Raw genomic sequence first — 25,732 nt, forward strand, 5'->3', positions numbered from 1 at the left:
TCAGAACCCCGGCCGTCCGTTGAGGTGCCGCTCGCCATTGGCGACGCGTCGCGTGGGAATCGTAGAGGACAGGGCAGCGTCAAATTCCCCCACCGAAGCTACGGGACGGCGCGCGGGCCGCGTCTGCCCGGAGGCTACCCCGCCGGTGTGGAAGCCGGCGACGAGATCGCCGAGCGCGGCGACCTGGTCGACGAGTTCCCCGGCGGCTTGAGCCGAGCGCTGCGCCAGGGCGCCGTTCTGACGGATGCCGCCGTCCATCTGGGCGACGCCGCCGCTCATCGCCTCGACGCCCTTGGTCTGCTCGGCCGCTTCGGAGGCGATGTCGCCAATGGTCGAGGACACCTTTCCGACGGCGGCGACGATGCGGCCGAGTGCCTCGCCGGTGCCGCGAACGCAGCGCACGCCTTCCGCCACCTGCCCGTTCGAGGTCGCAATCACGCCTTTGATATCCTTGGCCGCCTGCGCCGAGCGCTGCGCCAGCGTGCGCACCTCCGAGGCTACGACGGCGAAGCCCTTGCCGGCATCACCGGCCCGCGCCGCCTCCACCGCAGCGTTCAATGCCAGCAGGTTGGTCTGGAAGGCGATCTGGTCGATCACGCCGACGATGTCGGAAATGCGGGTCGAGGAGCCTTCGATCCGCTCGATCGCGTCGACCGCCTGGCCGACCACGTTCTGCCCCTCCTGCGCAACGCCCATCGTCTCGCTGGCGAGTTCGGTGGCCTCGCGCGCGCGGACCGTGCTCTGGCGGGCGGACGCCGCGATCTGGCCGGCGACGACGGAAGCCTCGCCGAGATCGCTGGCGGAGCGCTCGGTTCGCGCCGCGAGATCCCCCGTCGTTGCGGCGATCTCTCCGGCGACCCGGCCGGCCTGCTCCGCCGTCGATTGAACCCTGCGCACGGTCTCGCCGAGCCAGTCGAGCGCATCGTTGAAATCATGCTGCAGCGCCGCGAGCCGGCCGCGATAGCGACCGGTCATGCGCCGGGAAAGATCGCCCTGCACCAGAGCGCCGACGACTTCGGCGACATCCCCGAAGGTCTCCTCCGCCACGGCTCCGACGCTGTTCATCCCCGCGACGACCTCGGCCAGAGCGCCGCCCTTGGGATCGACGGCGATCCGCCGGGAGAAATCCCCCTCCAGCGCGGCAGCGACGGCGTCCTTGACCGCAGCGGTCATGACGAAGGCCTCGCTGAGCTCCTGCCATTCCACGATCGTGCCGGCCTCGACCGCCCCGGATGCCGCGACGGGCGTCAGCGTGAAGCGGATGGTGCGGCGCCCCAGCACCATCTCGACGGGCAGGCCCGTGGCACCATAGCCCTGCTCGCCCTGCACGCGCTCCATCACGCGCCCGAGCATGTCCTTGGCGGAGCAACCCGGAAAGGCGGCGCGGAAATCCTCCTGCGCCTCGCCGAAGAAGCGCAGCAGCGCCTTGTTGACATAGACGACGCCACCCTCGGCATCGCAGATCATCAGCTTGGCGCCGGCATGGTCGAGCGCGACGCGGATGCGGCCGGATTCCAGCATTGCGTCGTGAAGGCCGTCGAGGGCGTCAGCCAGGCCGGTTTCCTTGGCGGCACGCGCCGGCGCGGCCTGCCCCCGCGCGGCAAGAAGCCGCGACAGGGACTCACGAACCGGCGAGAGCGAGCGGGTCGCGCCCCACGCGGCGAGGCCACCGAGCAGCGCGACGGCGGAAACGGCGCCGACGCCGAGCGCCGGCATGCCGGACGAAGCTGCGAGATAGGCGAAGCCGCCGGCGAACACAGCCGAGCCGGCGGCGGTCAGCGGCTGGCTGACCGTCAGATGCGAGAGAGAGCCGAGGGCGTTGCCCATGCAGTCAGGTCGTTTCTTGGTCTGGCCCGCTCTCTCACGCTACGCCGGGCTGGTCGCTGGATACTCAGGCGGCGCGGTTGGCCTTGGCTTGGGTCTCGACGCCGCCGTCGCGGATCACCGCGGCAAGATCGAGCAGCGCGACGATGTCGGTGTCGAGCAGCACGAGACCTTCAATCAGGCCGTGCTCGTCGCGCTCCAGATCGGGCGCCGGGCGCACGGCCGAGACCGGCACGTCGACGATGTCGGAGACCGAGTCGACCAGCAGGCCCGCCGTCTTGTCCTCGACATCGACGACGACGATGACATGGGTCGCGGTGGCATCGGTGACGCCGAGCCCGATGGCAGTGCGCAGATCGTAGACCGCGAGGATGACGCCGCGCAGGTTGAGCACGCCGCGCACATGCTGCGCCGCGTGCGGCAGCGGCGTCGTCGCCTGCCAGCCCTTGATCTCGCGGACCATGCCGACATCGATGCCGAAGGTGCGGTCGCCGACCTTGAAGGTGACGATCCGGCGCGCCGCCGCTTCTGGCTGCGCAGACGAGAAGTGCTTTTCGCCGAGTTGGAGGCTCATGATCATCCAGCCATCTTGAGGTCAGATAGGGGCGCGCGGTCGCCGGAGGCGGCGAGCCGCAGCATGGAGTCGATGTCCAGGATCAGCGCGACGAGGCCGTCGCCTAGGATCGTCGCCGCAGAGGCACCGTTGACGGCGCCGTAATTCGCCTCGAGGCTCTTCACCACCACCTGCTGCTGGCCGACGATCTCGTCGACCGCGATGCCGACATTGTTGCCGCGCTCGGTCTCGGCGATGATGACGATGTTCTCGTTGGTGGTGCCGGTCGAGCCCATCACGGCGCCGAGCCGGTACAGCGGCGTGACCTCGCCGCGCCAGCGCAGCACCTCCTGGCCGAAGGGCAGCTTCTCGATCGGCGTCGAGGCGAGATGCTGCGTCTCGATCACCGACGCGATCGGGATGACGTAGCGGTCGTCGCCGCAGCGGATCACCATGCCTTCGAGCACGGCGAGCGTGAGCGGCAAGGCCAGCGTGAACTTGCAGCCTCGGCCCGGCTCGGAATCGACGCTGATGCGCCCTCCGAGCGACTCGACGTTGCGACGCACCACATCCATGCCGACGCCGCGGCCGGAGATGTCGCTGACCGCTTCCGCCGTCGACAGGCCAGCGGCGAAGATCAGCTGGTCGATCTCCTCCGGAGCGAGCTTCTCCTCGGCTCCCACGAGGCCCCGCGAGCGCGCCTTGGCGAGCAGGCGGTCACGGCCGATCCCGCGCCCGTCATCGGTGACGGAGATCACGATGCGCCCGGCGCGATGCTCGGCGATCAGCCTGATCGTCCCTTCGCGCGGCTTGCCGGCCTCCACGCGCTCGTCCGGCGTCTCCAGCCCGTGATCCATCGAGTTGCGGATCATATGGGTCAGCGGGTCGGCGAGCTCCTCGATGATCGTCTTGTCGACCTCGGTGTTCTCGCCTTCGAGCACGAGGCGCACTTCCTTGCCGAGCGTCTGGGCGAGCTCGCGCACGAGGCGCGGCATGCGCTGGAACACCGCCTTCACCGGCTGGGCGCGCACGGCCATGACATGGTCCTGCAATTCGCGCGTCTGGCGCGACAGCGTCAGGATGCCTTCGGCCGTCTTGGCGTAGACGTCATAGGGCAGCGAACGCACGCATTCGACCAGCATCGACTGGGTGATGACGATCTCGCCGACGAGGTTCATCAGCTTGTCGATGCGGTCGAGATCGACGCGCACGCTGACCGCTTGGCGCTGGCGCGCCGCGGCCTGGTCGTTGGCCGGCGCGCGCGGCGCGGCGCGGACCGCGGGGACGGCTTCGGCGACGGGAACGGGAGCCGCGGCCGGCACGGGAACCGGAGCGGGCTGGATGTCGGGTTGCCCCGCCATGTCCGGCGCGGGGCCGAGCTTCGCCAGGATCGCCGAAAGATCGGCGGCCACCGAGGTCGGGACTTCGGGCTCTGGAGCAGCGGCAACCGGCGCCGGCTCGGCGGCGGGAGTTGCATCGGACAGCTCGATCTCGAATTCCTCGTTGGCGAGGCTGAAATCGAAACGCCCGTGCAGTTCCTCGATCGAAAGTTCGGTTCGCAGGTCGACGTCGAAGCGCAGCCAGCAATCGGTGACGTCGAGCGTCTCCAGCGGCGGCACCTTACTCAGGTCGCAGCGGATCGCCACGATGTCATCGGCCGGCAGCGAGCCCAGCACCACGCGCGGCTCGATGACGCGGCGGAAGAGATCGGTTTCGGGTGCGATGCGCAGCCGCACGTCGCGGCCGGGCTTGGCCGCGGATGCGAGCCGCATCCGAGCCGCGACGGGTTCGTCATCGTCCCAGCCATCGTCATTGGCTTTGGCCGGCGCCACGGTGGACTTGGCCTCGACCATGGCGAGCAGGTTGCCGAGAGCGGCCAGGCCCGGAGGCGCCTCATCAGCAGCGGGAGCAGGCGAAGTTGCTGGAAGCGCGGCAGCGGGCGCGGCCGCCGCCGGCGCAGCCACCGCTGGCGCCGCCTGTGCACGCGGCTCCTGGCCGACCTGCTCCAGAGCGGCGAGAAGATCGGGCCGTTCGGTCGCGGGTTCGTCGTTCCGCGCAGCCGAAACCAGATCGGCGACCGCGTCCGAGCAGCGCAGGAAGAGCGTGAAGGGCGCATCCTCGATCGCGACGCGGCCCGACCTCAGATGGTCGAGAGAAGCCTCGAAGACATGGGCGAAACCGACGAGCTCGGTGCAGCCGAAGGCCCCCGCCCCGCCCTTGATCGAGTGGATGGCGCGAAAGGCCGCGTTGACGTCCTCCGGATCGCTGGAGCCCTCGTCGAGCGCCTGGAGCTTCTGCTCCAGCGCCCCGAGGAGCTCGTCGCATTCCTGGAAGAAGGTCTGCTTGAGTTCTGCCAACGGATCCATCGGCCGCCCTTCAGTTCTGGTAGCGGGCGACGAGGCCGAGCAGGGTGTTGGGTTCGAAGGGCTTGACCATCCAGGCGCTGGCGCCGGCGCGGCGCCCCTCGGCCTTGATCTCGGCGCCGTTCTCGGTGGTCAGCACGATGATCGGCGTGTTCTGCCCCAGGGGCCGCGAGCGGCAGGCGCGCGTGAACTCGATGCCGTCCATCACAGGCATGTTGAGGTCGGTGATGACAAGATCCGGCTTGAACTGCTCGAACTTCGTCAGGCCGTCCTCGCCGTTCTCGGCCTCCGCGACCTCGTGCCCGGCATTGCGCAAGGTCAGGGTGAGCAGGGCAAGCAGCGTCTTCGTATCGTCGATGGCCAGGATCTTCATGCCTGTCACTCCAGAACGAGGGGGCTTCGAGCGGCATCGAAGCCGATCGCCCGCAAGGATTCGCGGCATTCGGAGGAAGCCGCCTTGAGCGTCACCGAAAGCCCTCGCGCGACGGCGCTGACGGCAGCGGAATGGAGGAGCTGGATCCAGAGACTCGGCAGCGGGCCGGCTCCGGCGCATTCGACGGAGACGCTTTCGTTCTGCTCAAGCGCCACCAGGAGCTGGTTGCGAAAGGCAGCCGCCTCGGAGCGTCCGAGGAAGGGCGGGAGCGAAACGGTGATGACCATGAAGGCGCGACCCTGGATAATGCCCGCAAGCATCGCGCCGGACTGGTAAAAATTTCGCTAAACCACGCCGCCAGCGTCAATCATTCGGGCATTTCAGCGGCAGGGTGTGTGTTCATCAGAACATGTTGTTGCTGATGGCGCGCGGCACCAGCGTCACCACGCCAGCTGTCTCCCGGTATTTGCGCGGTATGTTGATGATGCCGGAAAGATGGACCCATAGATTGTTCGGCGAAATCGGCTTGATGATGATCTCATGCGCGCCGAGCTTCGCCGCCTGGACGACCGAGCGCTTGTCGGCTCGCTCCATCATCACCAGCACGGGTGCCTTGGCGAAGGGCGAGGTCTTCTGCGAGCGGATCGCCGACAGGCATTTCGGCCCGCCATTATCCGGCAGATCCCAGTCGAGAATGACGATGTTCGGCTGCTTCTGGATGAAGATCGCCGCCGCCGAAGGCAGGTCGGCGGCCTCGAAGATGCGGTGAAGCTGCGCCTGATACAGCATCGTGCGGATGATCCGCCGGTAATGCGGACTGGCGTCGATCAGCAGCACGGAAAGGTTTGGAAAGGATGGCGCGATGTGCATGGCGCTGACTCGGAACTCGCTCACTCAACTCGACTGGCCGGAATCGCGGCGGCGCTAGACCTTCAACCCGATGCGGAAACCGCCCCAGTGCCGGCCTTTCACCATGATCGGCACCGACAGATCCTCCATCACCAGGAACTCGCCGCCGCCCATGTCGCGCCGATAGCTCTGCAGCAGGAACGGCTTGCGGTTGCGCGCCGCCGCCAGCCCGGTGCGATCGTCGAAGATGCGGCGGTTGCGGCAATTGGCGTTGTTCCAGACCGGGTCGCTGCCCTGGGGTTGCGCATATTTGCGGTTGTGCGTCGGCAGGAAGCCGTTGCGATCAACGGCCGCGCAGAAGACGATGCGGTCGTTGGACGCCAGGAGCTTCTCCTGCAGCGGCGGCAGCAACCGGTCCGTCAGCGCGACGAAACGGGTCAGGTATTGCTGCGGGTCCGAGCCCGGTATCAGCGTATAGGATTCATCGAACAGATCGGCGAGGCCGAACTCGCCGCGTGCGAGCCCCTGCTCGAACAGGGCCGCGATGCTGCCGGCCGTCTCGACGGCGGCCGCGATCAGCTCCGATTGCGCGGTCCGCACGCCCGAGGCCGCGATCGAGCCGAGGATGCCTTCGCTGATCGCCACCAGAGCGTCGGTGCGCTGCGCCGCCCGCTCGAGATTCTCCGTCGATCGGTCGACGCCCGCCACCAGACCGGCAAGGTCCTGTCCGGCCTTGGTGCAGGCAGCCGCGTTCTCCCGCGTCGGCTGCGAAATCGCCTCGATCTCCCCGATGAGCTGGACGACGGAGCGGCCGAAGCTGTCGAGCTCGCCAATCTGCGACGAGATCGTCCGGCTGCCGTCGATGGCGCGCCGTGCCGTCTGCGCATTGTCCTCGCTGCGCCGGGCCAGCCCATCGACCGCGCGCACCAGCATGTCGAGCTGGCGGGCGCTCGCGGCGGTTGCCTCGCGCGTCTGCTCGGCCAGCGCCTTCACCGCGGCCGCGATGACCGCAAAGCCCCTGCCGGCCTCGCCGCTGCGCGCCGCCTCGACACCCGCATTGATCGCCAGCAACTGGATCTCGCGGGTGATCGCCTGGATCGCGTCGCTGGAGGCGCGCGCCTTATGCGCGTCGGTCACCGCCTGCGCCAGCGCCTGCGACATCGACTGCGCCTCGTCCGAAAGCGTCTCGATGTCGGTCTGGGCCGCGTTCAGCCCGAGCTTGACCGAGCCGGTGACGCGCTCGAGCCCGCTGCGCACGGCGGAAGCCGCGGCCTGGGCGCCCTCCGCCGCCTGCTGGATCGCGTTGTTGGCATGCGAAACCTGATCGACCGCGCCGACGACACGGCGCAGGCCGCTCGTCTGCCCGTCGAGCTGGCGGCTGACATCGACGATGCGCCCAGCGACATCGGTGATCTCGGCGCCGAGCTTGCCGAAGCGCTCCGCGATCTCGCGGACGGCCCGCGCCGCGCCGGTTTCGACCGGCACGGCCTCGCCGGCCGGCAGGATCGCGGCCGGCGCGGATGCCGCCGGCGCAGGCTCGTGCGGTAGTGCTACGACCTTGAGAGCCTGTGCCTGCATGACGGCGCGCTTCCCGGCTGGATTCCTTCCGGAACGTAGCCAAACGCGGTAAACTGGCGGTTAAGGGCCCCCACCCGCCGCCGATACCGCTAGCCGAGTGCCCTGTAGGATGGCAGCATGCACGCGCCGCGGCGATGCGGCCTCTGCGGAAGGGCACGGCGGATGACGCAGGAACACCTTCCGTTCCCGCGCGTCACTCTCAAGAACAGCCCGACACGACGAGGATCGGAATCCCAACGTCCCCACGACCGCAACCCTTCTGGAGAGACGCCATCATGACCGCAGCCATCACGCTTTCGCGCCGCAGCCTGTTCGCCCTGAGCGCCGGTGCCGCTCTCTTCGCTTCCGCCCCGAAGGTCTGGGCGCAAGCCGCCGCGCCGGCGGCTCCCGCCGGCCCCTTCTCGCTGCCGAAGCGCCCTTACGAGGCCAACGCCCTCGAACCCCATATCGACGCGGCGACCATGGATATCCACTACAACCGCCACCACGCAGCCTATGTCGCGGCTCTGAACGGCGCCGCGAAGGACAATGGCGTCATCGCCAAGGCCACGGTCGGCGAGTTGCTAGCCGATCTCAACCAATTGCCGGAGAGCCTGCGCACGCTGGTCCGCAACAATGGCGGCGGCCATGCCAACCACACGATGTTCTGGGAGGTGATCGGGCCGAATGCCGGCGGCGCGCCGGGCGGCGAGGTCGCGGCCGCGATCACGCGCGACCTCGGCGGCTTCGACAAGTTCAAGGCCGATTTCGAGGCGGCAGGCCTGCGCGTCTTCGGCTCAGGCTGGGTCTTCGTCACCGTCGACAAGGCCGGCAAGCTGAGCCTGCTGCCGCGGCCCAACCAGGACAGCCCCGTCATGGACAAGCAGATGGTGCTGTTCGGCAACGACGTCTGGGAGCACGCCTATTACCTGAAATACCAGAACCGCCGCGCCGACTACCTCAAGGCATGGTGGAACGTGGTGAACTGGGCGAAGATCGAGGAGCGCTATGCCGCCGCCAAGGCGGGCAAGCTCGCGATCTGACGGGCCGCTGCCAAGCCGTCATTCTCGGGCGAAGCGAAGCGCAGACCCGAGAATCTCCTGCCAAAGATGCTCGGGCCAAGCCCGAGCATGACGGCGCGCGAGCGTGCCGCGCGCGCCTAATGCCCCACCTTCGTCCCGCCGCCTTCGCTGATCCGGGGCAGGAACCAGGCGAGCAGACCCACAAGCGGAATGAAGGAGCACAGCTTGTAGACCATCTCGATGCCGAGATGGTCGGCGAACTCGCCCAGCAGTGCCGCCGCAAGGCCGCCGAGGCCGAAGGACAGCCCGTAGAAGAAGCCGCCGACGAGCCCGACCCGCCCTGGCAGCAATTCCAGCGCATAGATCAGGATGGCCGCGAAGGCGCTCGACATGATGATGTTGATGATCACCGTCAGCACGCCCGTCCAGAACAGATCGGCATAGGGCAGGATCAGCGTGAAGGGGAGCGCGCCCAGGATCGAGAACCAGATGATCTTGTTGCGGCCGATGCGGTCGCCGAGCATGCCGCCGCCCACTGCACCGACTGCCGAGGAGGCCAGGAACAGGAACAACATCTCCTGCGAATGCTGGATCGAGATGCCGAACTTGCCCATCAGGTAGAACGTGTAGAACGAGCTGAAGCTCGCCGAATAGGCGTTCTTCGAGAACAGCAGCACGATCAGGATGAAGATCGCGAAAGCCACCGAGCCTTTGCCCGGCCGCGCTGCGGCAGCCTTGGCCGCGCCCGCCGGCTTCGGCGGCCGCGCCCGGTCGAGCCTTGCATAGCTCGCCGCGGTCCAGACCATCAGCATCATCGCGACGAGCGCCGCGACCGAGAACCAGGCGAGGCTCCCCTGCCCGCGCGGCACGATGACGAAGGCCGCGAGCAGCGGCCCGAGCGCCCCGCCCGTCTGGCCGCCGAGCTGGAAGATGCCCTGCGCCAGCCCGTGCTGGCCGCCCGAGGCGTTGCGCGCCATGCGGGTCGCCTCGGGATGGAAGATCGAGGAGCCGATGCCGACGCAGGCCGCCGAAAGCAGCAGGAAGCCGTAGCTGCCGGCATAGGCCAGCCCGATCAGCCCCGACAGCGTGAAGCCCATGCCGACCACCATCGAATAGGGCATCGGATGCTTGTCGGTGTAGAGCCCGACCGCCGGCTGCAGCAGCGAGGCCGAGACCTGGAAGGTCAGCGTGATCAGGCCGATCTGCCCGAAATCCAGCCGGTAGGAATCCTTGATGATCGGATAGATCGCCGGAATCAGCGACTGGATCATGTCGTTCAGCAGATGCGTAAAGCTGAGAGCGATCAGCACGGGCATCATGGCGCGCTGTGCTGTCGAAACCTGGACCGCGGCTGTCATCGGGTTATCGAACGATTCTGAGGTTAGGAAGCTGGCTTACGGTTCCTAGTAGACGATCGCCCCCCTTGCGACAATTTGCGCGCCCCACCGATGGGAGGGTGGCGGCCATGCACCCGGCACGCGCCTTGCTCACGGACCTGATCCTATCGGTTCGTTGAAGCTCAATAAAGAAACGTAATAATATAACAAAATAGCGGTATTCCGAACGGTAATCGTATTGTCATTCGAGCTGCCTAAGCACGGCTCGCCCTTTTTGACCTGACGCGATGGCGGAGATACCTATGCAGGCGCAACGATTGCTGATGATGACGATGGCGGGTGCGCTCGCCGCGGCCATGCCCGCGACGGCCCAGACCATCTACCCGATCAACCGCGCCGAGATCCTCGAAGGTTCGCATTTCGACTTCAAGGTCGAGTTCCCCAACGCCCCGGCCTCCGCCGACGTCAATGTGACGATCAACGGCAAGCCCGCCGCCGAAATCTTCGGCCGGCCGACGAATTTCATCCAGAGCGAGGAAGGCCAGAAGCATTCGGCGCTGTGGCTGCGCGGCGCCAGCCTCCCGGCCGGCAGCTACACGGTCGAGGCGACGCAGGGCACCAGCAAGTCCACGGTGAAGTGGGAGGTCTTCGCGACCGCCCAGCCGCGCCGCGCCAGGAACGTCATCCTCTTCATTGGCGACGGCATGTCGGTCGCCAACCGCACCGCCGCGCGCATCCTGGCGAAGGGCTGGGAAGAAGGCCGCTACAATGGCGAGCTCGCGATGGACGACATGCCGAACATGGCGCTGATCTCGACCTCCGGCACCGATTCCATCGTGACCGACAGCGCCAATGCGGCCCATGCCTACACCACCGGCCACAAGTCCTGCGTCAACGCGCTCGGCGTCTACTGCGCCAAGAACGCGTTGACGCTCGACCATCCCAAGGTCGAGACCATCGCCGAGCTGGCCAAGCGTCGCACCGGCATGGCCGTGGGAGTCGTCACCAATTCCGAGATCGAGGACGCGACCCCGGCCTCGATGGTCGCGCACACCCGTCGCCGCTCCGACTACAATGACATCGTCAAGATGTTCTACGACGTGAAGCCGGACGTGATCATGGGCGGCGGTTCGCCCAATTTCCTCGCCAAGACGACGCCGGGCTCCAAGCGCACCGACGGCGAGGACTTCATCGCGAAGTTCAAGGAGGCCGGCTACACCCTCGCCACCACCAAGGCCGAGATGAACGCGGCCGCCGCCGCCGGAACCAAGAAGCTGCTCGGCCTCTACAACACCGGCAATATCGACGGCGCCTTCGATCTGCGCCTCGCCAAGAAGGGCACGCTCTCCAAGTTCCCGGATCAGCCCGATGTCGTCGAGCAGACCAAGGCCGCCATCGACATGCTGAAGGGCAATCCCGAAGGCTTCCTGCTGATGGTCGAATCCGCCCGCATCGACAAGTACAGCCACTCGCTCGACTGGGAGCGTTCGGTCTTCGACACGATCATGCTCGACAACGCCGTCAAGGTCGCCAAGGACTTCGCCGGCGACCGTAACGACACGCTGATCATCGTCGTGCCGGACCACGCCCACCCGATCTCGATCATCGGCACCTATGACGACGACCGCCCGGGCCAGCTCCTGCGCGACAAGCTCGGCGTCTACGCCGACTCCGTGCCGCCGAACTACGGCCCGGTCGATGCCGAGGGCTATCCCACCAAGGTCGACACCTCGCGCCGCCTCGCGGTGGTCTACGGCTCCTATCCCGACACCTGCGACACCGGCCGCCCCGCCATGGACGGCGAGCGCGTCCCGGCCGTGAAGGGTCCGGACGGCAAGACCAACATCGCCAACGAGAAGGACTGCTCCGGCCCGCTCGCGGCTCGCAAGACCGGCAACCTGCCCTTCGACGCCAATAGCGGCGTGCACTCCGCCGACGACGTCATCCTGACGGCGATGGGCCCGGGCGCGGAGAAATTCCGCGGCCACAAGCCGAACACCTACGTCTTCCGCGTGATGGCGGAAGCGCTGGCGCTCGGCGGCAAGTAAGCCGCGAGGCGCAAGACCGCACACCGACGTGGTACGGTCCTGCGGGCCGTACCACCTAGTCAGACGAGGTCGCGATGCAGCGCATCCTCCCCCTCCCGACGCTCTCCCGCCGTGAAGCCCTGCTCCGCCTCGCGGCGGCAAGCCTTTGCGGGACCGCCCACGCCGCCACGGAGGCCGAGGCGATCGCCTTCGACGGGCTCTACAAATCCTTCGGGGTGCTGGGCTTCCAGTTTTCCGATCGCGTCACGGCGTTGCGTGGCCACGCCGTGCGCATGCTCGGCTACATGGCCCCGCCGCTGAAGGCTGAAAGCCATTTCTTCGTGCTGACGCGCGAACCGCTGGCGATCTGCCCCTTCTGCCAGTCGGATGCCGACTGGCCGGTCGACATCGTCGTGGTGTTCATGAAGGCCGAGACGCCGATGGTCAGCGCCGGCCGCAAGGTCGCGGTCACCGGCCGGCTCGAGATCGGCTCCGCCACCGACACCGAGACCGGCTTCGTCAGCCAGATCAGGATCGTGGATGCCGGCTTCACCCTCGCCTGAACCGGCCCCCGGGCGCCTGACGCTGGAGAACCTTGCGCTCGACCATCGCGACGCCGACGGCCAGCCCTTCCGCCTGATCGATATCCCCCTGCTCGCCATCGAACCGGGCAGCCGCTTCGGCGTCAGCGGCCCTTCGGGCTGCGGCAAGAGTTCGCTGCTGCATCTGGTGGCCGGGCTCCTGCGCCCCTCCCGAGGCCGCATCCTCTGGCACGACCGCGCCGTCTCCGAACTTTCCGAATCCGGCCGCGACCGCTGGCGCCGTGAGACCATCGGCTTCGTCTTCCAGGATTTTCACCTGATCCCTGAACTCGACATCGCTGCCAACATCGCGCTGCCGGCGAGCTTCTCCGCCTGGCGGCTGAGCGGCACCGAGAAGGAACGCGCCGCCGCTCTCGCCCACCGCATGGGCCTGCCCGATCCGCGCCGCCGCGCCGCCCTGCTTTCGCGCGGCGAGCAGCAGCGCGTCGCCATCGCGCGCGCCCTTTTCAGCCGGCCGGCTCTGATCCTCGCCGACGAGCCTACAGCGAGTCTCGATGCCGCCCACGCCGCCGAGGTCGCCGACCTCCTGCTCGAAACCGCCACCGAGAGCGGCGCCACGCTGCTCTGCGCCACGCATGATCCGGCGCTGCTCGCGCGCTTCGGCCAGCGCCTCGACCTCTCCCGAACCGCACAGCGCCAAGCCGCCTGATGAACCCTTTCCCCATGATGCTGGCCGATCTGCGCGCGCTGCGCTGGACCGCTCCGGCGATCGTCCTGCTGATCGCGCTCGCGATCGCCACCGGCGTCGCCATCGGCGCGCAGGAACGCGCCCTGCGCCATGGCTCGGCCAGCGCCGCCAATGACTTCGACCTGATCATCGGCGCGCCCGGCAGCCAGACGCAGCTCCTGATGTCGGCGGTCTATCTGCAGCCGGACGCGCTGCCGCTGCTCGATGGGCGCCTGCTCAACACGCTGTTCAAGGACGAGCGCGTGGCGCAGGTGGCGCCGATCGCCTTCGGCGACGTCAGCCGCGGCTATGCGATCGTCGGAACGACGGCCGCCTTCGCCGGTCGCTGGGGCCGGATCGCGCCGAGCGAGGGGCGCCTCTTCGCGGCCGAGGGCGAAGCCGTGCTCGGCGCCGACGTTCTCTACAGGCTCGGCGACACGATCACACCGTCCCACGGCGTCGCCGGCCACGCCGCCACGCCCGGTCAGGCCGACGCAGAAGAGGACGGCCACAAGCATGAGGGCCATGGCTACACCGTGGTCGGCCGGCTGCCCCGCCTCGGCTCGCCCTGGAACCGCGCCATCCTCGTGCCGATCGAGAGCGTCTGGGAGGTCCACGGCCTCGGCAACGGCCATGCCTCCGAGGAAGCCGCGAGCGACGCGCCATTCTGGAAACAGGGCTCGGTGGCCGGCAGCGGTCCCGCGAAGGCGGAAGATCGGATCGGCCTGCCCTTCGACGGCAAGCGCGTTCCCGGCGTACCGGCGATCGTCGTCAAGCCCAAGAGCGTCGCGGGTGCCTATCAGCTGCGCGCGCAATATCGGCAGGGCGGCACCATGGCCTTCTTTCCCGCCGAGGTGCTGGTCTCTCTTTACGGCGCGCTCGGCGACATCCGCGACATCCTCGTCATCGCCTCGGCGCTGAATACGGTGCTGATCCTCGCTTCCGTGCTGCTGCTCCTGCTCGCCGTCGCCGGGCTGCGCCGCCGACGCTATGCCGTGCTCAGGGCGCTCGGCGCGCCGCGCGCCTATGTCATGCTCGTCGTCTGGCTCGGCATGGTCGCGCTGATCGCGCTCGGCTGCCTGCTCGGCCTGGGTCTCGGCGCGCTGGCGACGCAAATCCTCTCTGGCTTCGTCGCGCAGCGGACGGGGCTTATGCTCTCGCCGGCCATCGGCCTCGGCGAAGTTCTGCCGGCGCTCGGGCTCGCCGTCATCGGCAGCTTGTTCGCCCTTCTGCCCGCCGCGCTCTCCTATCGCCGGCCGGTAGTGGCGGGGCTGCGCGGATAAGGCTGCGCGGCGACTGCATGACCTTCGCTTCCGGCACGAGAGCCGCCGCTCACGTCACTCGGTTTGTCGCGGCGTGCCCGTATTGCCTTGCGTGATGAGCCGGGCGCTGCGGTGGCCGGTAAAGTAGATCCACAGCCAGTTGAGCGACACGGCGATGCGGTTGCGCAGGCCGATCAGGAAGAAGATGTGGGCGACGCCCCAGATCCACCAGGCCAGGCGGCCCCTGAGCTTGATCCAGCCGAAATCGACGATCGCCGCCCGTTTGCCGATCGTGGCGAGGTTCCCGGCGTTCTTGTAGGCGAAGGGCGGCGGCGGAGCCTTGCCGGCGAGCCGCGCCTTGATCACGCCAGCGACATAGCCGCCCTCCTGTTTCGCGGCCGGAGCGACGCCTGGAACCGGCTTGCCATCCGCCCCTTCCACGGCGGCCGTGTCGCCGATCACGAAGATCGCCGGATCTCCCGGCACGGACAGATCGGGCTCGACGCGCACCCGTCCTGCCCGGTCCGCCGGCGCCCCGAGCCACTCGGCCGCAGGCGACGCTGCGACGCCGGCCGCCCAGAGGATCGTCCGGGCGGCGAGGAATTCGCCGCCGAGCTCGACACCGTCCGGCCCGCATTGGGAGACCGGATGACCGAGCCTGATCTCGACGCCGAGGCGCGCAAGCGCCCGTTCCGCGTAAGCCGAAAGATCGGGCGTGAAGCCCGCCAGAATGCGCGGGCCGGCTTCGATCAGCACGACGCGGGCGCTGCGCGTGTCGAAATTGCGGAAATCGCCGCGCAAGGTGTCATGCGCCAGCTCCGCGATGGTGCCGGCGAGCTCCACCCCGGTCGGCCCCGCGCCGATGATCGCGAAGGTGAGGAAAGGCGCGCGGGCAGCCTCGTCCGGCTCCCATTCGGCCTGCTCGAAGGCCGACAGAATCCGCCGCCGGATTCGCGTCGCATCCTCCAGCGTCTTCAGGCCCGGCGCGTAGGGCTCCCATTCGTCGCGGCCGAAATAGGCGTGGCGGGCGCCCGTTGCGACGATCAGCGTATCGAAGGCGATGGGCTGCTCGCCCTCCAGCAGCACCGTCTTCCCGGCCTTGTCGATCCCGACGACGGTGCCCAGCAGCGTGGTGACGTTCTTGTATCGGCGCAGCAGCGAGCGGGCGGGCCAGGCGATCTCGGAGGTCGGCAGCGAGGCCGTCGCGACCTGATAGAGCAGCGGCTGGAAGAGATGGTGATTGCGCCGGTCGATCACCGTGATGCGCAGGCCGGTTGGCGCAAGATGGCGTGCTGCTTCGAGGCCCCCGAAGCCGGCCCCGACGATGACGACATGATGGTCCGCGGCGGCTGTCATCGCTGGGCCGGCGCAAGCGCGACGGCGGCCTCCGAGGTGAGCATGCGGAAGGTGAAGCTCTCCTGGAGATAAAGCTCGACCGTGGTCGCGGAGTGGCTGAGATAGCCGATCGAGAGGTCCTGGCCGATGTCGAGCGCGAAATCGCCGCCGCGGGTGGTGAGCAGGAAACCGCCCTCGATCGCCGGTGCCCAGATCACCCCGCCATCGACGATGCGCTCGAGATGGTGGAAGATCGGGTAGCCCTCCTCGTTGCCGCCGCTCGCCGCCCGATAGGCCTCGCCGCCGAGCACCAGTGCATAGGGACCGTTGCAGCCGGCAAGCTTGAGGTCGCTCAGCGCCCTGGCGACCGCCTCCGGATAGTCGTCGAGATCGGCCGGCAGCGGTACCGCGGCATTGCTGCTGCCGGCGCGGATGCCGCCGATCCCGGCCGCAGCATAGCCTTCGAAGACGGCACGGTCCTCGGCGAAAGCGATCGTCCTGGCCGCATCCTTCAGCGGCTGCCAGTCGGAATCCTCCGAGCCGCGCTCGACATCGTCGATCGCCTGTCGCGTCAGCGTGAAGGGAACGCGCAGTTCGACCAGCGGCTGCGCCTCGCGCAGCAGGGAGCGGATGCCCTCGCCCGGCGCCTCGATCGGGCGCGTATGCCCGGTCCCGACGGCGGCGTAAGCCGTCCCCTTCGGCCCGTCCACGTCGACGACGCGCCGCGCCGCCAGATAGCGCTTCAGCGTGCGCGAGGCCTCGTCCTCGATCTCCGCCCAGGCGGCATCGGAGATGGGCGCGAGGTCCCGGTGCAGATTATTCATGGCCTGCCTCTTCCTTCAGGGAGCCGATGCCGAGCGAACCGTCGCCGGATGGTCTGGATGGAGCGGGCGCCGGAACCGGTTCGGGAGCGGTCAGTTCGGCCTCGGGCTTCTCCGCCGTGACGGCATCGAGAAAGCTCGCCGTCGGCACGAAGAACAGCGAGCCGGTGACCGCGCGGCTGAAATCGAGCAGCCGGTCGTAATTGCCCGGCGGCGACCCGATGAACATGTTCTCCAGCATGCGCTCGATCCGGCGCGGCGTGCGGCAGTAGCCGATGAAATAGGTGCCGAACTCGGCCGTTCCGACTTTGCCGAAGGGCATGTTGTCTCGGAGGATGTCGACCGGCTCGCCATCCTCGGTGATGCTGGTCAGGACGTTGTGGGCATAGGGCTTCTTGACCGCGTCGGCCTGCTCGATGTCGGAGAGCTTGTAGCGGCCGACGATGTTCTCCTGCTGCTCGACCGGTACCTTCTCCCAGCCTGCCAGGTCATGCAGGTATTTCTGCACGATGACATAGCTGCCGCCGGCGAAATCGGCGTCCTCGTCGCCGATGATGGCAGCCTTGAGCGCGTCCGGCCCGGCCGGGTTCTCGGTGCCGTCGACGAAGCCGATCAGGTCGCGATCGTCGAAATAGTTGAAGCCATGGACCTCGTCGATCGCCGTGACCGCGCCGTCGAGCCGGAGCATGATCTGTCGCGCCAGCTCGAAGCACAGATCCATCCGCTTGGTCGCGCGGATGTGGAACAGGATGTCGCCGGGTGTCGAGACGGCGTGATGCACGCCGCGGATTTCCCGGAAAGGATGCAGCTCCTTCGGCCTTGGCCCGTCGAACAGCCGGTCCCAGGCCTGCGAGCCGAAGGCCATGACGCAGGACAGGTTGCCCTCGAGGTCCCGGAAGCCGACGGCCCGCAGCAGCGCGGAAAGATTGGCGCACAGCCCCCGCACTGTCACCTCCGGCCCGCTGCCGGGATTGATCGTCACCACCAGGAACATCGCGGAACGCGTCAGGGCCGCCACGACCGGCTGCGAGATCACGGATGGCACGCTCAAATCCATGGAAGACCCGCTCGACAATCTTACGCGAAACAACCCCGGTCGCCCGGATGGTCTTGCCGATGATTGCGCGGAGCGGCGCTTATGGGAAGAGCGTCGGCAGCGTGCCGACCTTGCCCTGGCGCGGAAGGTCGGGGTCGCGTCGCTCCCGGCAGGTCTCAATCCATGTCGCGGAAAGCATGGCCGGCGCTGGCCACGCCCTCGATCACGCTCGGCGGGAGCAGGTCCGCGGCGGCAGTTCCGTCGAAGATCCATTCCTTCGGATCGGCGAAATCCGGAAGTTTCGCGCCGCTGGCGACATAGAGGCCGATCGCGGGCTTCCCGGCATTGATGTAGAGGTCGTATTGCTGCATCGCTCCCGATCCTCCCAAAATGCAGCGGCCGCAGCCGGCTTGCGGTCGCGGCCGGCGCCCGTCACAGATCGACCGGTTTTCCCGTCGCTTCTTCTTCGAGCGTCACGGCGATATCCGCATTGGCGGAGAGGCGGACCTTGTTGCCTTCGACACCGGCAACGAAACCGAGCTCGATATAGTGATGGTGGCCCTCATGCCGGCCGTAAGCATCGCTCTTCTTGAGCTTGATGCGTTGCGCCTCGACGCGATCGACCGTCCCGACATGGACGCCGTCCGCGCCGATGACATCCATGTTCTCCCTGACCTTGTCGTTCATCTCGAGCGTCCTTCTGGGTTGAAGTCTGTCCCCGCTCAGGCCAATCGGCACGCCACGACGGACAAGGGCCATAACCGCCCGTCCTGCAGCTCTGTTCCATCCCGGCCGCCAGCTTTCGGCGCCCGCTCCGCCTGGCACGGGTCGGTGCCTGCCATCCGGCTAGTCCTGCCCCTTCATGCCCTCGCGCAGCTCGACAAGGACGCGCCGCAAGCCATGGACCTGGTCGACGAGATGCAGGATCACGTCGATGCCCGCATCATTGGCGCCGAGATCGTCCTTGAGCTGCCGGATGAACTGCGCGCGCGCCACGTCGGTCTCGCTGAAGAACATCCCGGCCTCGGCCTCCTCCGGGAGGAGCCAGCGCTGCTCCAGCCAGAACTCCAGCACCTGAACCTGCAGCCCCGAGGAGGTCAGGAACTCCTGCTTGGTCATCCTCATCACGCCCTCGCCTCGCGCGGATCGTAATCCCTGTCCTTCCAGCTCGACACGAACGCCTCCAGTTCCGGCCCCGGCGATTTCGGCAGGACCACCTTGAGCGTGACGAACTGGTCGCCCTGGCCGCCGCCGCGCCGTGGCGCGCCCTTGCCGCGCAGGCGCAGCTTCGTCCCGGTATTCGAGCCCTTCGGCACCGACATCGTCACGTCGCCCGTCGGCGTCGGCACCCGCACCTGCCCACCGAGAACCGCCTCCGTCAGCGAGATCGGCAGCTCCAGCGTGATGTCGTCACCCTCGCGGGTGAAGCGCCGATCAGGCCTGACCTCGACCTCGATCAGGGCGTCGCCCGGCCCGCCCTTGCCAGTGCCGGGCGCGCCCTTGCCCTTGAGCCGCAGCGTCTGGCCGTCGACGAGACCCGGCGGGATCGTCACGTCGATCGTGCTGCCATCCGGCAGATTCAGCCGCTTGGTCGCGCCGGTGATCGAGTCCGCAAAGTCGACGGCCAGATGGTAGTGCAGATCCTGCCCGCGGCGGTTCGCCCGCGCCCGCTGGCTGCGCCGCAGAAGCTCGGCGAAGGCATCGTCCTCGTCGATGAAATCGGCGAAGCCCGACGCATCGGCATAAGGATTGCCCTGGTCCGAGGTCGCGAAATCCCGGTAGAAGTGCTGCTGCGGCCGTTCCGCCCCGGAGGCGTCGATCTCGCCCGCGTCGAAGCGCTTGCGCTTGTCGGCGTCGCTCAGCAGGTCGTTCGCACTCGCCACCTCCTTGAACTTATCCTCCGCCGCCTTGTCGCCGGGGTTGAGGTCCGGGTGCAGCTTTTTCGCCAGCTTGCGATAGGCGCTCTGAATCTCGGCGGCCGAAGCCGTCGGGGCGACACCCAGAACCTCGTAAGGATTTCTCACGGGCTACTCCGCAAACATCTCGTCGACAGCGCTATCGCATCGGACCGAGAACCGGAATCCACGTCTCGAAAGAATCCGATGCGATAACAGATACATGGACCACCGTTATCGCGTCCGGCAGGACGCGCGACGATCCGGGCGCGAGCGCAATTTCTGCACGGAAGGGCGCGGTTTCAAAGCCTGTTCTGCCGGATGGGGGGCCAAGGCCTCGTCATGGGCGGCCATTGACGCGTCGCGCCTCAACCCGGAGGCGCCCCAATCAGGACTTCGCAGCCCAAAAGCACCCGTTGCAAAATCCGCTGCCGTCAGATCATCCCTTGCGCAGGCGATTCAGTCATGGTCCAGCCGCGGAGGCTGGGCGGAAGCGACCTGGGTGCGGGCGACGGCATAGGCTGCGCGCAGGCAAATATCCTCGCGCCAGGGCGCCGCGATGAGCTGAACGCCGATCGGCAATAAGCCCCCGAAGACGGGCACGGCCGCCACCGGCAGCCCGACGCAGGAGATCGGTTGCGTGAACAATCCGATATTGGGCCTGAGCGGCACCGTGTTGCCCTGCAGCACCATGGTCTTCTGGCCGAGTTCCGGCGCGGTGCAAGGGGTCGCCGGCGCGATGATCAGGTCGACGGTCTCGAACAGCCGCATCATCTCGTCGTGGAACCAGCGCCGCGCCCGCTGCGCCTGGAGATACCAGGCCGTCGGCTGCAGCGCGCCGGCCAGGAAGCGGTCGCGCGTCTCGGGGTCGAAATCATCGGCGCGCTGCTGCAGCCGCTGGAGATGGAAGGCCGAACTCTCGCCATTCGTGATCAGGAAAGCGGCCGCACGCGCGATGCCCGCTCCGGCGACATCGATCACGCGCATTGCGCCGAGCGCCCGGGCGACCGCGGTGACGGCGGCCTGCGCTTCCGGCATCGCATCCGTCGCGAAATACCCTCCGGCGATCGCGATGCGCAGGCCGGAGACGCCGTCCTTCAGCGTCGGCAGCGTTGGCTCGATCGTCCGGACCGCACAGGCCGGATCATGCGCGTCGTGGCCTTGCATCAGGTCATAGGCCATCGCGAGGTCGGTCACGTCGCGGGCGAAAGGGCCGAGATGGTCGAGCGAGTCGCAGAATGGAAAGCTGCGCGTGCGCGGCAACCGGCCATAGGTCGGCTTCAGTCCAAAGACGCCACAGAACGAGCTCGGCACGCGGATCGAGCCATTGGTGTCGGAGCCGAGCGAGATGGGCGCCAACCCCGCGGCCGTCGCAGCACCCGAGCCTGATGAAGATCCCCCCGCCATGCGAGCGAGATCGTGAGGGTTGCGGCAGGGACCGTCATGGGCGTTCTCGCCGGTGAAATCATAGGCGTATTCGCCCATGTTGAGACCGCCGAGCAGGATCGCGTCGGCCTGGGTCAGGCGCTCGATCAGCACCGCATCGCGTTCAGAGGGCAAGCGTGCGCGGTTGATCTTCGAGCCGGCCCGGGTCGGCAGACCCGTGATGTCGAACAGGTTCTTGGCAGCGAAAGGCACGCCGGCGAGCGGCCCGAGCGTTTTGCCCGCGACGCGGCGGGCGTCGATGGCTGAAGCCTGCGCGAGGGCGCGCTCGGCTGTGACGTCGGTAAAGGCGTTGAGAGCCGGGTTGAGCTCGTGGATGCGCTGGAGAAAGCCGCCGACGACCTCCTTCGCGCTGATCGCGCCCTCTCGGATATCGGTGGCGATACGATGGGCCGGAGCGAAGGCGTCGAAACTCACGCGGGTTCTCCGCCGCCGGAACGCCCGGCGCGGAACACGCCGGCCGGTTCGAAGGCCGCCTCGTCGAGCGGAGCGCGGAAGACGATCGCGGCCATGGCCTCGGCGATGGTCAGGAATTGCAGCACCGCCGGGCGCTGATCCTCGGTGATCGTCAGACCGAGCGCGGGCGCCATCGCATCGCAATGGCGCGCCGCATCGAAGGCCGGCTTGGCGTCGTTCATTCGGCGGGCTCCAGCTTGCCATGCGGCTCGGTGGTCAGCAGGTTGACGAGGATATGGGGGCCGAAGCCGAACAGGGCGTTCCAGTCGCCCGGCGTCCAGAGCTTCGGTGAAGAGCCTGTCGTCGCAGTCGCCGCCATCATATCTCCGGTCCCCGTTTTTCAGCCGTGGTTCACGCCGCCTTCACCGTCCGGGCGAGCGCCGTCAGCACCTCTCCGGTCGTCGAGACCCAGCCGAAGATGCCGCCCTGGGCCGTGATCATGCGCAGGCCCACCTCGTGGAACTCGGGGAAATACGAGGCGCAGGCATCGCCCAGAACGAGGCAGCGATAGCCCCGGTCGTTCGCCTCGCGCACCGTCGTATGAACGCAGACCTCGGTGGTGACGCCACAGACCAGCAGCGTCTCGATGCCGCGGTTGCGCAGGATCAGGTCGAGATCGGTCTGGTAGAAGGCGCCCTTGCCAGGCTTGTCGAGCACGGGTTCGCCGGGCAGCGGCGCCAGTGCCGGCACGATGTCGTGCCCGGCCTCGCCGCGGATCAAGATGCGCCCCATCGGCCCGTCGGCACCGATGCGCTTCTCCACCGGTCCGCGCTGCACCTTGGCCGGCGGCGCGTCCGAGAGATCGGGCCTGTGCCCCTCGCGGGTGTGGATCACCAGCAGGCTGGCGGCGCGCGCGCCCTCCAAAATTCGGCGGCAGGGCGCGACCGCCTTGGCGAGCAGCGACACGTCGTTGCCCAGCACCGCGCCGAAGCCGCCCGGCTCCAGGAAATCGCGCTGCATGTCGATGATGACCAGGGCCGTGCGAGCGAAGTCGACAGGCAGAGCACTCGGCTTCGCGGCAATCTCGACGGCTGGCATCAAGCGGCGTTCCCCGAGCAAAGCGAACGGAACGGGCTTTGCAAGGGCTGTGCCTGCTCCGGCTCGCAACGCGCGGCCACCATCGGAAGGAGCAACGGCGGCGGACGGACCGCTTCATCATGCTGATCTGGAAAGAAAACCTGCGATCCCGAAGATCATGGCCGCCCGCAGAACCTGCGGCGGACAGCCCTGCCAAGCGGAGACTCATTGCATAATCCTTGCATGCAATGATGCAAAGAATGATCAATTTTTAACCAGTCAACCCATCCCCTCAAATGGAAAGCCTGCCCGTGCGGACTCTGAGCGACATCCTCTCCGCCCATCTCGACGGGAGCCGCGACCTCGCGGAGACCATCGCCGCGAGCTATACCCGGTTGCGCGCGGTCGACGATCCGGCGATGTTCATCGCGCTCCGGCCCGAGGCCGAGGCGCTCGCCGAGGCCGAGCGGCTGCAGGCGGAGGGGTCGCGCGGCCGTGCGCTCTGGGGCGTGCCGGTCGCCGTCAAGGACAATATCGACGTCGCTGGCCTGCCGACCACTGCCGCCTGCCCGGCCTTCGCCTACACACCGACGCAGGATGCCGCCGCAGTCGCCCGGCTGAGGGCCGCCGGCGCCATCGTGATCGGCAAGACCAATCTCGACCAGTTCGCCACCGGGCTGAACGGCACGCGCTCGCCCCATGGCACGCCGCGCAATGCGCTGCGGGTCGATCTGGTGCCCGGCGGTTCCAGCTCCGGCTCCGCCAGCGCGGTCGCTTCCGGCATCGTCCCGATTGCGCTGGGCACCGACACCGCCGGCTCCGGGCGCGTGCCGGCCGGCCTCCAGAACCTCGTCGGGCTCAAGCCGAGCCTCGGCCTGGTTTCGACGACGGGCGTCGTACCGGCCTGCCGCACGCTCGACTGCGTCTCGGTGTTCGCTCTGACGGTCGACGACGCGACGGCGGTTCTGGAGGTGATCTCGGGCGCCGATGCCACCGACCCGTTCTCCCGGCCTGTCGCGCTTGGGCAATCCGGCGCATTGCCGCCGCATCAGAAGATTGCCGTCCCGCGATCCGCCGATCTCGATTTCGACGGCGATGCGACGGCAGCCGCCAGCTTCGCGCTGGCGGTCGAGCGTGCGCAGGCCTTGGGCGCGACGATCGTCCCCCTCGATATGACGCCATTCTACGAGACGGCCCGTCTGCTTTACGACGGCCCCTGGGTGGCCGAACGCTTCCTCGCGATCCGCGAGCTGTTGATGCGTGACCCCGAAGCGATCCTGCCCGTCATCAGGCAGGTGATTGCCGGCAAGCCATTGCCCGATGCGGCCGAGACCTTCGCGGCGCAATACCGGCTGGCCGAGCTTGCACTCGCCGCCAGGGCCGCGCTGAAGGGTATCGACGCGATGATGGTGCCGACGGCGCCGCGACCGGTCACTCTCGCGGAGATGGCCGCCGACCCGATCGGCAGGAACTCGCTGCTCGGCCGCTACACCAATTTCGTCAACCTGCTCGACATGTGCGCGCTCGCCGTGCCGGTGAGCCTAGCGAAGGATGGCACTGCGGCGGGCGTCACCCTCATCACGCCGTCCGGCCGCGATGCGGCGCTGGCCACGTTCGGCCGCGCCTTCCACCACGCCTCGGGCTTGACGCTCGGGGCCTTGGACGCGCCGATGCCGCCGCTTGCGGATCTTCCGATGGCCGCTCCACAGGGCACGATTGAGATTGCGGTCGTCGGTGCGCATCTGTCGAGCATGCCGCTCAATGGCGAGCTGACCGGGCTTGGCGCGACATTCCTGCGCGCGACCACCACGACGGCGGACTACCGGCTCTTCGCCTTACCCGGCGGCCCGCCGGCGCGGCCGGGCCTGATCCGCGTCCGCGAAGGCGGGGCAGCCATCGCGCTCGAGGTCTGGGCGCTGCCTGCCGACGGCTTTGGTCGCTTCGTCGCAGGCATCCCCTCCCCGCTGGGCATCGGCACGCTGGCGCTGGCCGACGGCACGCTGGTCAAGGGATTCCTCTGCGAACAGATCGCGACCGAGGCTGCGCGCGATGTGACCGAGTTCGGCGGCTGGCGGGCTTTCGTCGGGGCGCAGACCAAGCCTCAGGACGCTCCCGCATAGGTCCTGAAAGCGTCGCGCACGATGCCGATATGGGCGCGCATCGCCTCTGCCGCACCGGACTGGTCGCCCCGCAGAATCGCCTGCACGATCAGGTCGTGCTCCTGATAGGAGCCTCCCAGGCGCCCGGCCGCCCGGAACTGCGCCCTGCGAAACGGCGCGACCCGGGCGCGCGTCATCAGGGTGAGTTCGGCAAGGTAGCCATTGTGCGAGCCCGAGTAGATCGCGGCGTGAAAAGCCTCGTTGGTCTCATGATAGCGCAAGGGATCGCCTTCATGGACGAGCGCGCGCAGCACCTGATGCAACTCCTCCAGGCCGCGCCGTTCGGGCACGGTCATGTTGCGGGCGGCGAGTCCCGCACAGAGCGCCTCAAGCTCGGCCATCGCCTCGAACATGTCGTCGAGCTGCGTCGGAGTGGGCAAGGCCACGACCGCGCCGCGATGCGGCCGGACGCTGACGAGACCCGAGGCCGAGAGCTGGCGTATCGCTTCGCGCACCGGAGTACGCGAGACGCCGAACCGCGCCGCAAGCTCCTGCTCGTCGAGGGGCGTTCCCGGTTCGAGCGCGCCCGACACAATCTCGTCGGCGATCTGCAGACGAAGTGCTTCGGTCCGCGTCCGCGGTGGCGCTGCAGGTTTGGATATCGCCAAAGTGGCGGCAGGGCGCGGCGGCATGATCAGGATCGGAAGGCAGGTGGGATCGCCGATGCCTGCATAGCAGGCAGAGCGATGCCGGTCACGGCGTCATGAAGAATGCGCCGCCGCCTGCCGTTCATTCGGGGATGATGCTGACATGGGCGCTGACGACGCGCCAGCCTTCCGCGAACTTGACCCAGGTCTGGCTCTGCCGACCGACCTTGCCGACCATGCTGTCGCGCCGGAACATGGTGTTCGCCGTGGCCGCCGTGTCGCCATAAGTCGTGATGACGGTGCGTTCCAGCGTCCGTTCGAGCCCGACCGGCGAGCGCGCCGAGCGGAAGGCAGCGATCTCGTCATGGCCGTAGAGGTTCTCGGCGACACCGTAGCGCAAGGTCTCGGGCGCCTTGCGGAAGATCGCATCCAGCGTTGCGACGTCGTTGCCGGTAAGCGCGGCCTCATAGGCTGCGAAGGCGGCTTCCACCTCGGCCAGCACGGCAGGGTCGTTGATCTTCATCTGCAGGCATCTCCAGAGAACTAT

27 protein-coding genes are annotated in these 25,732 nt (G+C 68.0%); 6 read left to right on the forward strand and 21 right to left on the reverse strand.

Going from position 1 to position 25,732, the window contains the following annotated elements; genetic code table 11:
- From AB6806_RS07160 to AB6806_RS07190, 7 genes are all read right to left on the reverse strand, one after another.
- Positions 1–1,827, reverse strand: coding sequence for a methyl-accepting chemotaxis protein (locus tag AB6806_RS07160; protein ID WP_142021779.1), 1,827 nt, complete (start codon positions 1,825–1,827; stop codon positions 1–3).
- 64 nt (positions 1,828–1,891) lie between these two features.
- Positions 1,892–2,398, reverse strand: coding sequence for a chemotaxis protein CheW (locus tag AB6806_RS07165; RefSeq protein WP_051987502.1), 507 nt, complete (start codon positions 2,396–2,398; stop codon positions 1,892–1,894).
- Positions 2,399–2,400: 2 nt separating this feature from the next.
- Positions 2,401–4,743 carry a chemotaxis protein CheA gene (locus tag AB6806_RS07170; protein WP_142021778.1) on the reverse strand — a complete coding sequence of 781 codons (2,343 nt, stop codon included), beginning with the start codon at positions 4,741–4,743 and terminating at the stop codon, positions 2,401–2,403.
- A 10-nt stretch (positions 4,744–4,753) separates the two neighbouring features.
- On the reverse strand, positions 4,754–5,113 hold the full coding sequence (locus AB6806_RS07175; protein WP_038358941.1) for a response regulator: 360 nt from the start codon (positions 5,111–5,113) through the stop codon (positions 4,754–4,756).
- A gap of 5 nt (positions 5,114–5,118) precedes the next feature.
- Positions 5,119–5,433: an STAS domain-containing protein gene (locus AB6806_RS07180; protein WP_038358944.1), complete on the reverse strand. Its 315-nt coding sequence runs from the start codon at positions 5,431–5,433 to the stop codon at positions 5,119–5,121.
- Between the two features lie 82 nt (positions 5,434–5,515).
- Positions 5,516–5,983 carry a response regulator gene (locus AB6806_RS07185; RefSeq protein ID WP_038358947.1) on the reverse strand — a complete coding sequence of 156 codons (468 nt, stop codon included), beginning with the start codon at positions 5,981–5,983 and terminating at the stop codon, positions 5,516–5,518.
- A gap of 54 nt (positions 5,984–6,037) precedes the next feature.
- Positions 6,038–7,540 (reverse strand): methyl-accepting chemotaxis protein, encoded by a 1,503-nt coding sequence (locus tag AB6806_RS07190; RefSeq protein ID WP_142021776.1) that lies wholly within the window; start codon positions 7,538–7,540, stop codon positions 6,038–6,040.
- A gap of 275 nt (positions 7,541–7,815) precedes the next feature.
- Here AB6806_RS07190 and AB6806_RS07195 point away from each other — a divergent pair, with 275 nt between their 5' ends.
- Complete coding sequence (locus AB6806_RS07195) at positions 7,816–8,562, forward strand: superoxide dismutase (protein ID WP_142021775.1); 747 nt, start codon at positions 7,816–7,818, stop codon at positions 8,560–8,562.
- A 116-nt stretch (positions 8,563–8,678) separates the two neighbouring features.
- Here the strand turns inward: AB6806_RS07195 and AB6806_RS07200 are convergent, their stop codons facing one another.
- A complete protein-coding gene (locus AB6806_RS07200) occupies positions 8,679–9,899 on the reverse strand; it encodes an MFS transporter (protein ID WP_142021774.1) in 1,221 nt (406 codons plus the stop codon).
- Between the two features lie 281 nt (positions 9,900–10,180).
- Here AB6806_RS07200 and AB6806_RS07205 point away from each other — a divergent pair, with 281 nt between their 5' ends.
- The 4 genes from AB6806_RS07205 to AB6806_RS07220 all read left to right on the forward strand — a co-directional run bounded on the left by AB6806_RS07205 (position 10,181) and on the right by AB6806_RS07220 (position 14,457).
- Entirely contained in the window at positions 10,181–11,926 is a 1,746-nt protein-coding gene (locus AB6806_RS07205) for an alkaline phosphatase (protein ID WP_142021773.1), read from the forward strand.
- Between the two features lie 74 nt (positions 11,927–12,000).
- Positions 12,001–12,468, forward strand: coding sequence for a hypothetical protein (locus AB6806_RS07210; protein WP_370954352.1), 468 nt, complete (start codon positions 12,001–12,003; stop codon positions 12,466–12,468).
- Complete coding sequence (locus AB6806_RS07215) at positions 12,446–13,156, forward strand: ABC transporter ATP-binding protein (RefSeq protein ID WP_370954353.1); 711 nt, start codon at positions 12,446–12,448, stop codon at positions 13,154–13,156. Before AB6806_RS07210 ends, AB6806_RS07215 begins: the two co-directional genes overlap by 23 nt.
- A complete protein-coding gene (locus AB6806_RS07220; protein ID WP_370954354.1) occupies positions 13,156–14,457 on the forward strand; it encodes an FtsX-like permease family protein in 1,302 nt (433 codons plus the stop codon). The genes AB6806_RS07215 and AB6806_RS07220 overlap by 1 nt, the downstream gene beginning before the upstream one ends.
- A gap of 54 nt (positions 14,458–14,511) precedes the next feature.
- Here the strand turns inward: AB6806_RS07220 and AB6806_RS07225 are convergent, their stop codons facing one another.
- From AB6806_RS07225 to AB6806_RS07275, 11 genes are all read right to left on the reverse strand, one after another.
- The gene (locus AB6806_RS07225; protein WP_370954355.1) at positions 14,512–15,792 is read right to left on the reverse strand and encodes an NAD(P)/FAD-dependent oxidoreductase; all 1,281 of its coding nucleotides are present in this window, start codon (positions 15,790–15,792) and stop codon (positions 14,512–14,514) included.
- Complete coding sequence (locus AB6806_RS07230; protein ID WP_142021768.1) at positions 15,789–16,595, reverse strand: family 1 encapsulin nanocompartment shell protein; 807 nt, start codon at positions 16,593–16,595, stop codon at positions 15,789–15,791. The genes AB6806_RS07225 and AB6806_RS07230 overlap by 4 nt, the downstream gene beginning before the upstream one ends.
- A complete protein-coding gene (locus tag AB6806_RS07235) occupies positions 16,588–17,649 on the reverse strand; it encodes a Dyp-type peroxidase (protein ID WP_370954356.1) in 1,062 nt (353 codons plus the stop codon). Before AB6806_RS07235 ends, AB6806_RS07230 begins: the two co-directional genes overlap by 8 nt.
- A 155-nt stretch (positions 17,650–17,804) precedes the next feature.
- Positions 17,805–17,999, reverse strand: coding sequence for a hypothetical protein (locus AB6806_RS07240; RefSeq protein ID WP_112762656.1), 195 nt, complete (start codon positions 17,997–17,999; stop codon positions 17,805–17,807).
- A gap of 61 nt (positions 18,000–18,060) precedes the next feature.
- Positions 18,061–18,315 (reverse strand): DUF2171 domain-containing protein, encoded by a 255-nt coding sequence (locus AB6806_RS07245; protein WP_038358963.1) that lies wholly within the window; start codon positions 18,313–18,315, stop codon positions 18,061–18,063.
- A gap of 159 nt (positions 18,316–18,474) precedes the next feature.
- Positions 18,475–18,753, reverse strand: a complete 279-nt coding sequence (locus tag AB6806_RS07250; protein WP_370954357.1) for a chaperone modulator CbpM — start codon at positions 18,751–18,753, stop codon at positions 18,475–18,477.
- Complete coding sequence (locus AB6806_RS07255; protein ID WP_038358965.1) at positions 18,753–19,652, reverse strand: DnaJ C-terminal domain-containing protein; 900 nt, start codon at positions 19,650–19,652, stop codon at positions 18,753–18,755. The genes AB6806_RS07250 and AB6806_RS07255 overlap by 1 nt, the downstream gene beginning before the upstream one ends.
- Before the next feature lie 330 nt (positions 19,653–19,982).
- A complete protein-coding gene (locus AB6806_RS07260) occupies positions 19,983–21,383 on the reverse strand; it encodes an AtzE family amidohydrolase (RefSeq protein WP_370954358.1) in 1,401 nt (466 codons plus the stop codon).
- Complete coding sequence (locus AB6806_RS07265; protein WP_038358969.1) at positions 21,380–21,604, reverse strand: DUF4089 domain-containing protein; 225 nt, start codon at positions 21,602–21,604, stop codon at positions 21,380–21,382. The genes AB6806_RS07260 and AB6806_RS07265 overlap by 4 nt, the downstream gene beginning before the upstream one ends.
- Positions 21,601–21,744 carry a hypothetical protein gene (locus tag AB6806_RS07270; RefSeq protein WP_370954662.1) on the reverse strand — a complete coding sequence of 48 codons (144 nt, stop codon included), beginning with the start codon at positions 21,742–21,744 and terminating at the stop codon, positions 21,601–21,603. Before AB6806_RS07270 ends, AB6806_RS07265 begins: the two co-directional genes overlap by 4 nt.
- A 29-nt stretch (positions 21,745–21,773) precedes the next feature.
- Positions 21,774–22,460, reverse strand: coding sequence for a cysteine hydrolase family protein (locus AB6806_RS07275; RefSeq protein ID WP_370954359.1), 687 nt, complete (start codon positions 22,458–22,460; stop codon positions 21,774–21,776).
- A gap of 275 nt (positions 22,461–22,735) precedes the next feature.
- On the opposite strand from AB6806_RS07275, the gene atzF reads away from it, so the two are divergent.
- Positions 22,736–24,559 (forward strand): allophanate hydrolase, encoded by a 1,824-nt coding sequence (gene atzF, locus AB6806_RS07280; RefSeq protein ID WP_370954360.1) that lies wholly within the window; start codon positions 22,736–22,738, stop codon positions 24,557–24,559.
- Here atzF and AB6806_RS07285 read toward each other — a convergent pair.
- Together AB6806_RS07285 and hpxZ are read right to left on the reverse strand one after the other, a co-directional pair.
- Positions 24,541–25,230 carry a GntR family transcriptional regulator gene (locus tag AB6806_RS07285; RefSeq protein ID WP_038358977.1) on the reverse strand — a complete coding sequence of 230 codons (690 nt, stop codon included), beginning with the start codon at positions 25,228–25,230 and terminating at the stop codon, positions 24,541–24,543. The genes atzF and AB6806_RS07285 overlap by 19 nt on opposite strands.
- A 97-nt stretch (positions 25,231–25,327) precedes the next feature.
- Positions 25,328–25,708, reverse strand: a complete 381-nt coding sequence (gene hpxZ / locus AB6806_RS07290; RefSeq protein ID WP_038358979.1) for an oxalurate catabolism protein HpxZ — start codon at positions 25,706–25,708, stop codon at positions 25,328–25,330.
- Positions 25,709–25,732: the final 24 nt, after the last annotated feature.

It is taken from the genome of Allobosea sp. RCC_152_1, assembly GCF_041360765.1.
GTDB classification, from domain to species: Bacteria; Pseudomonadota; Alphaproteobacteria; order Rhizobiales; family Beijerinckiaceae; genus Allobosea; species Allobosea spartocytisi.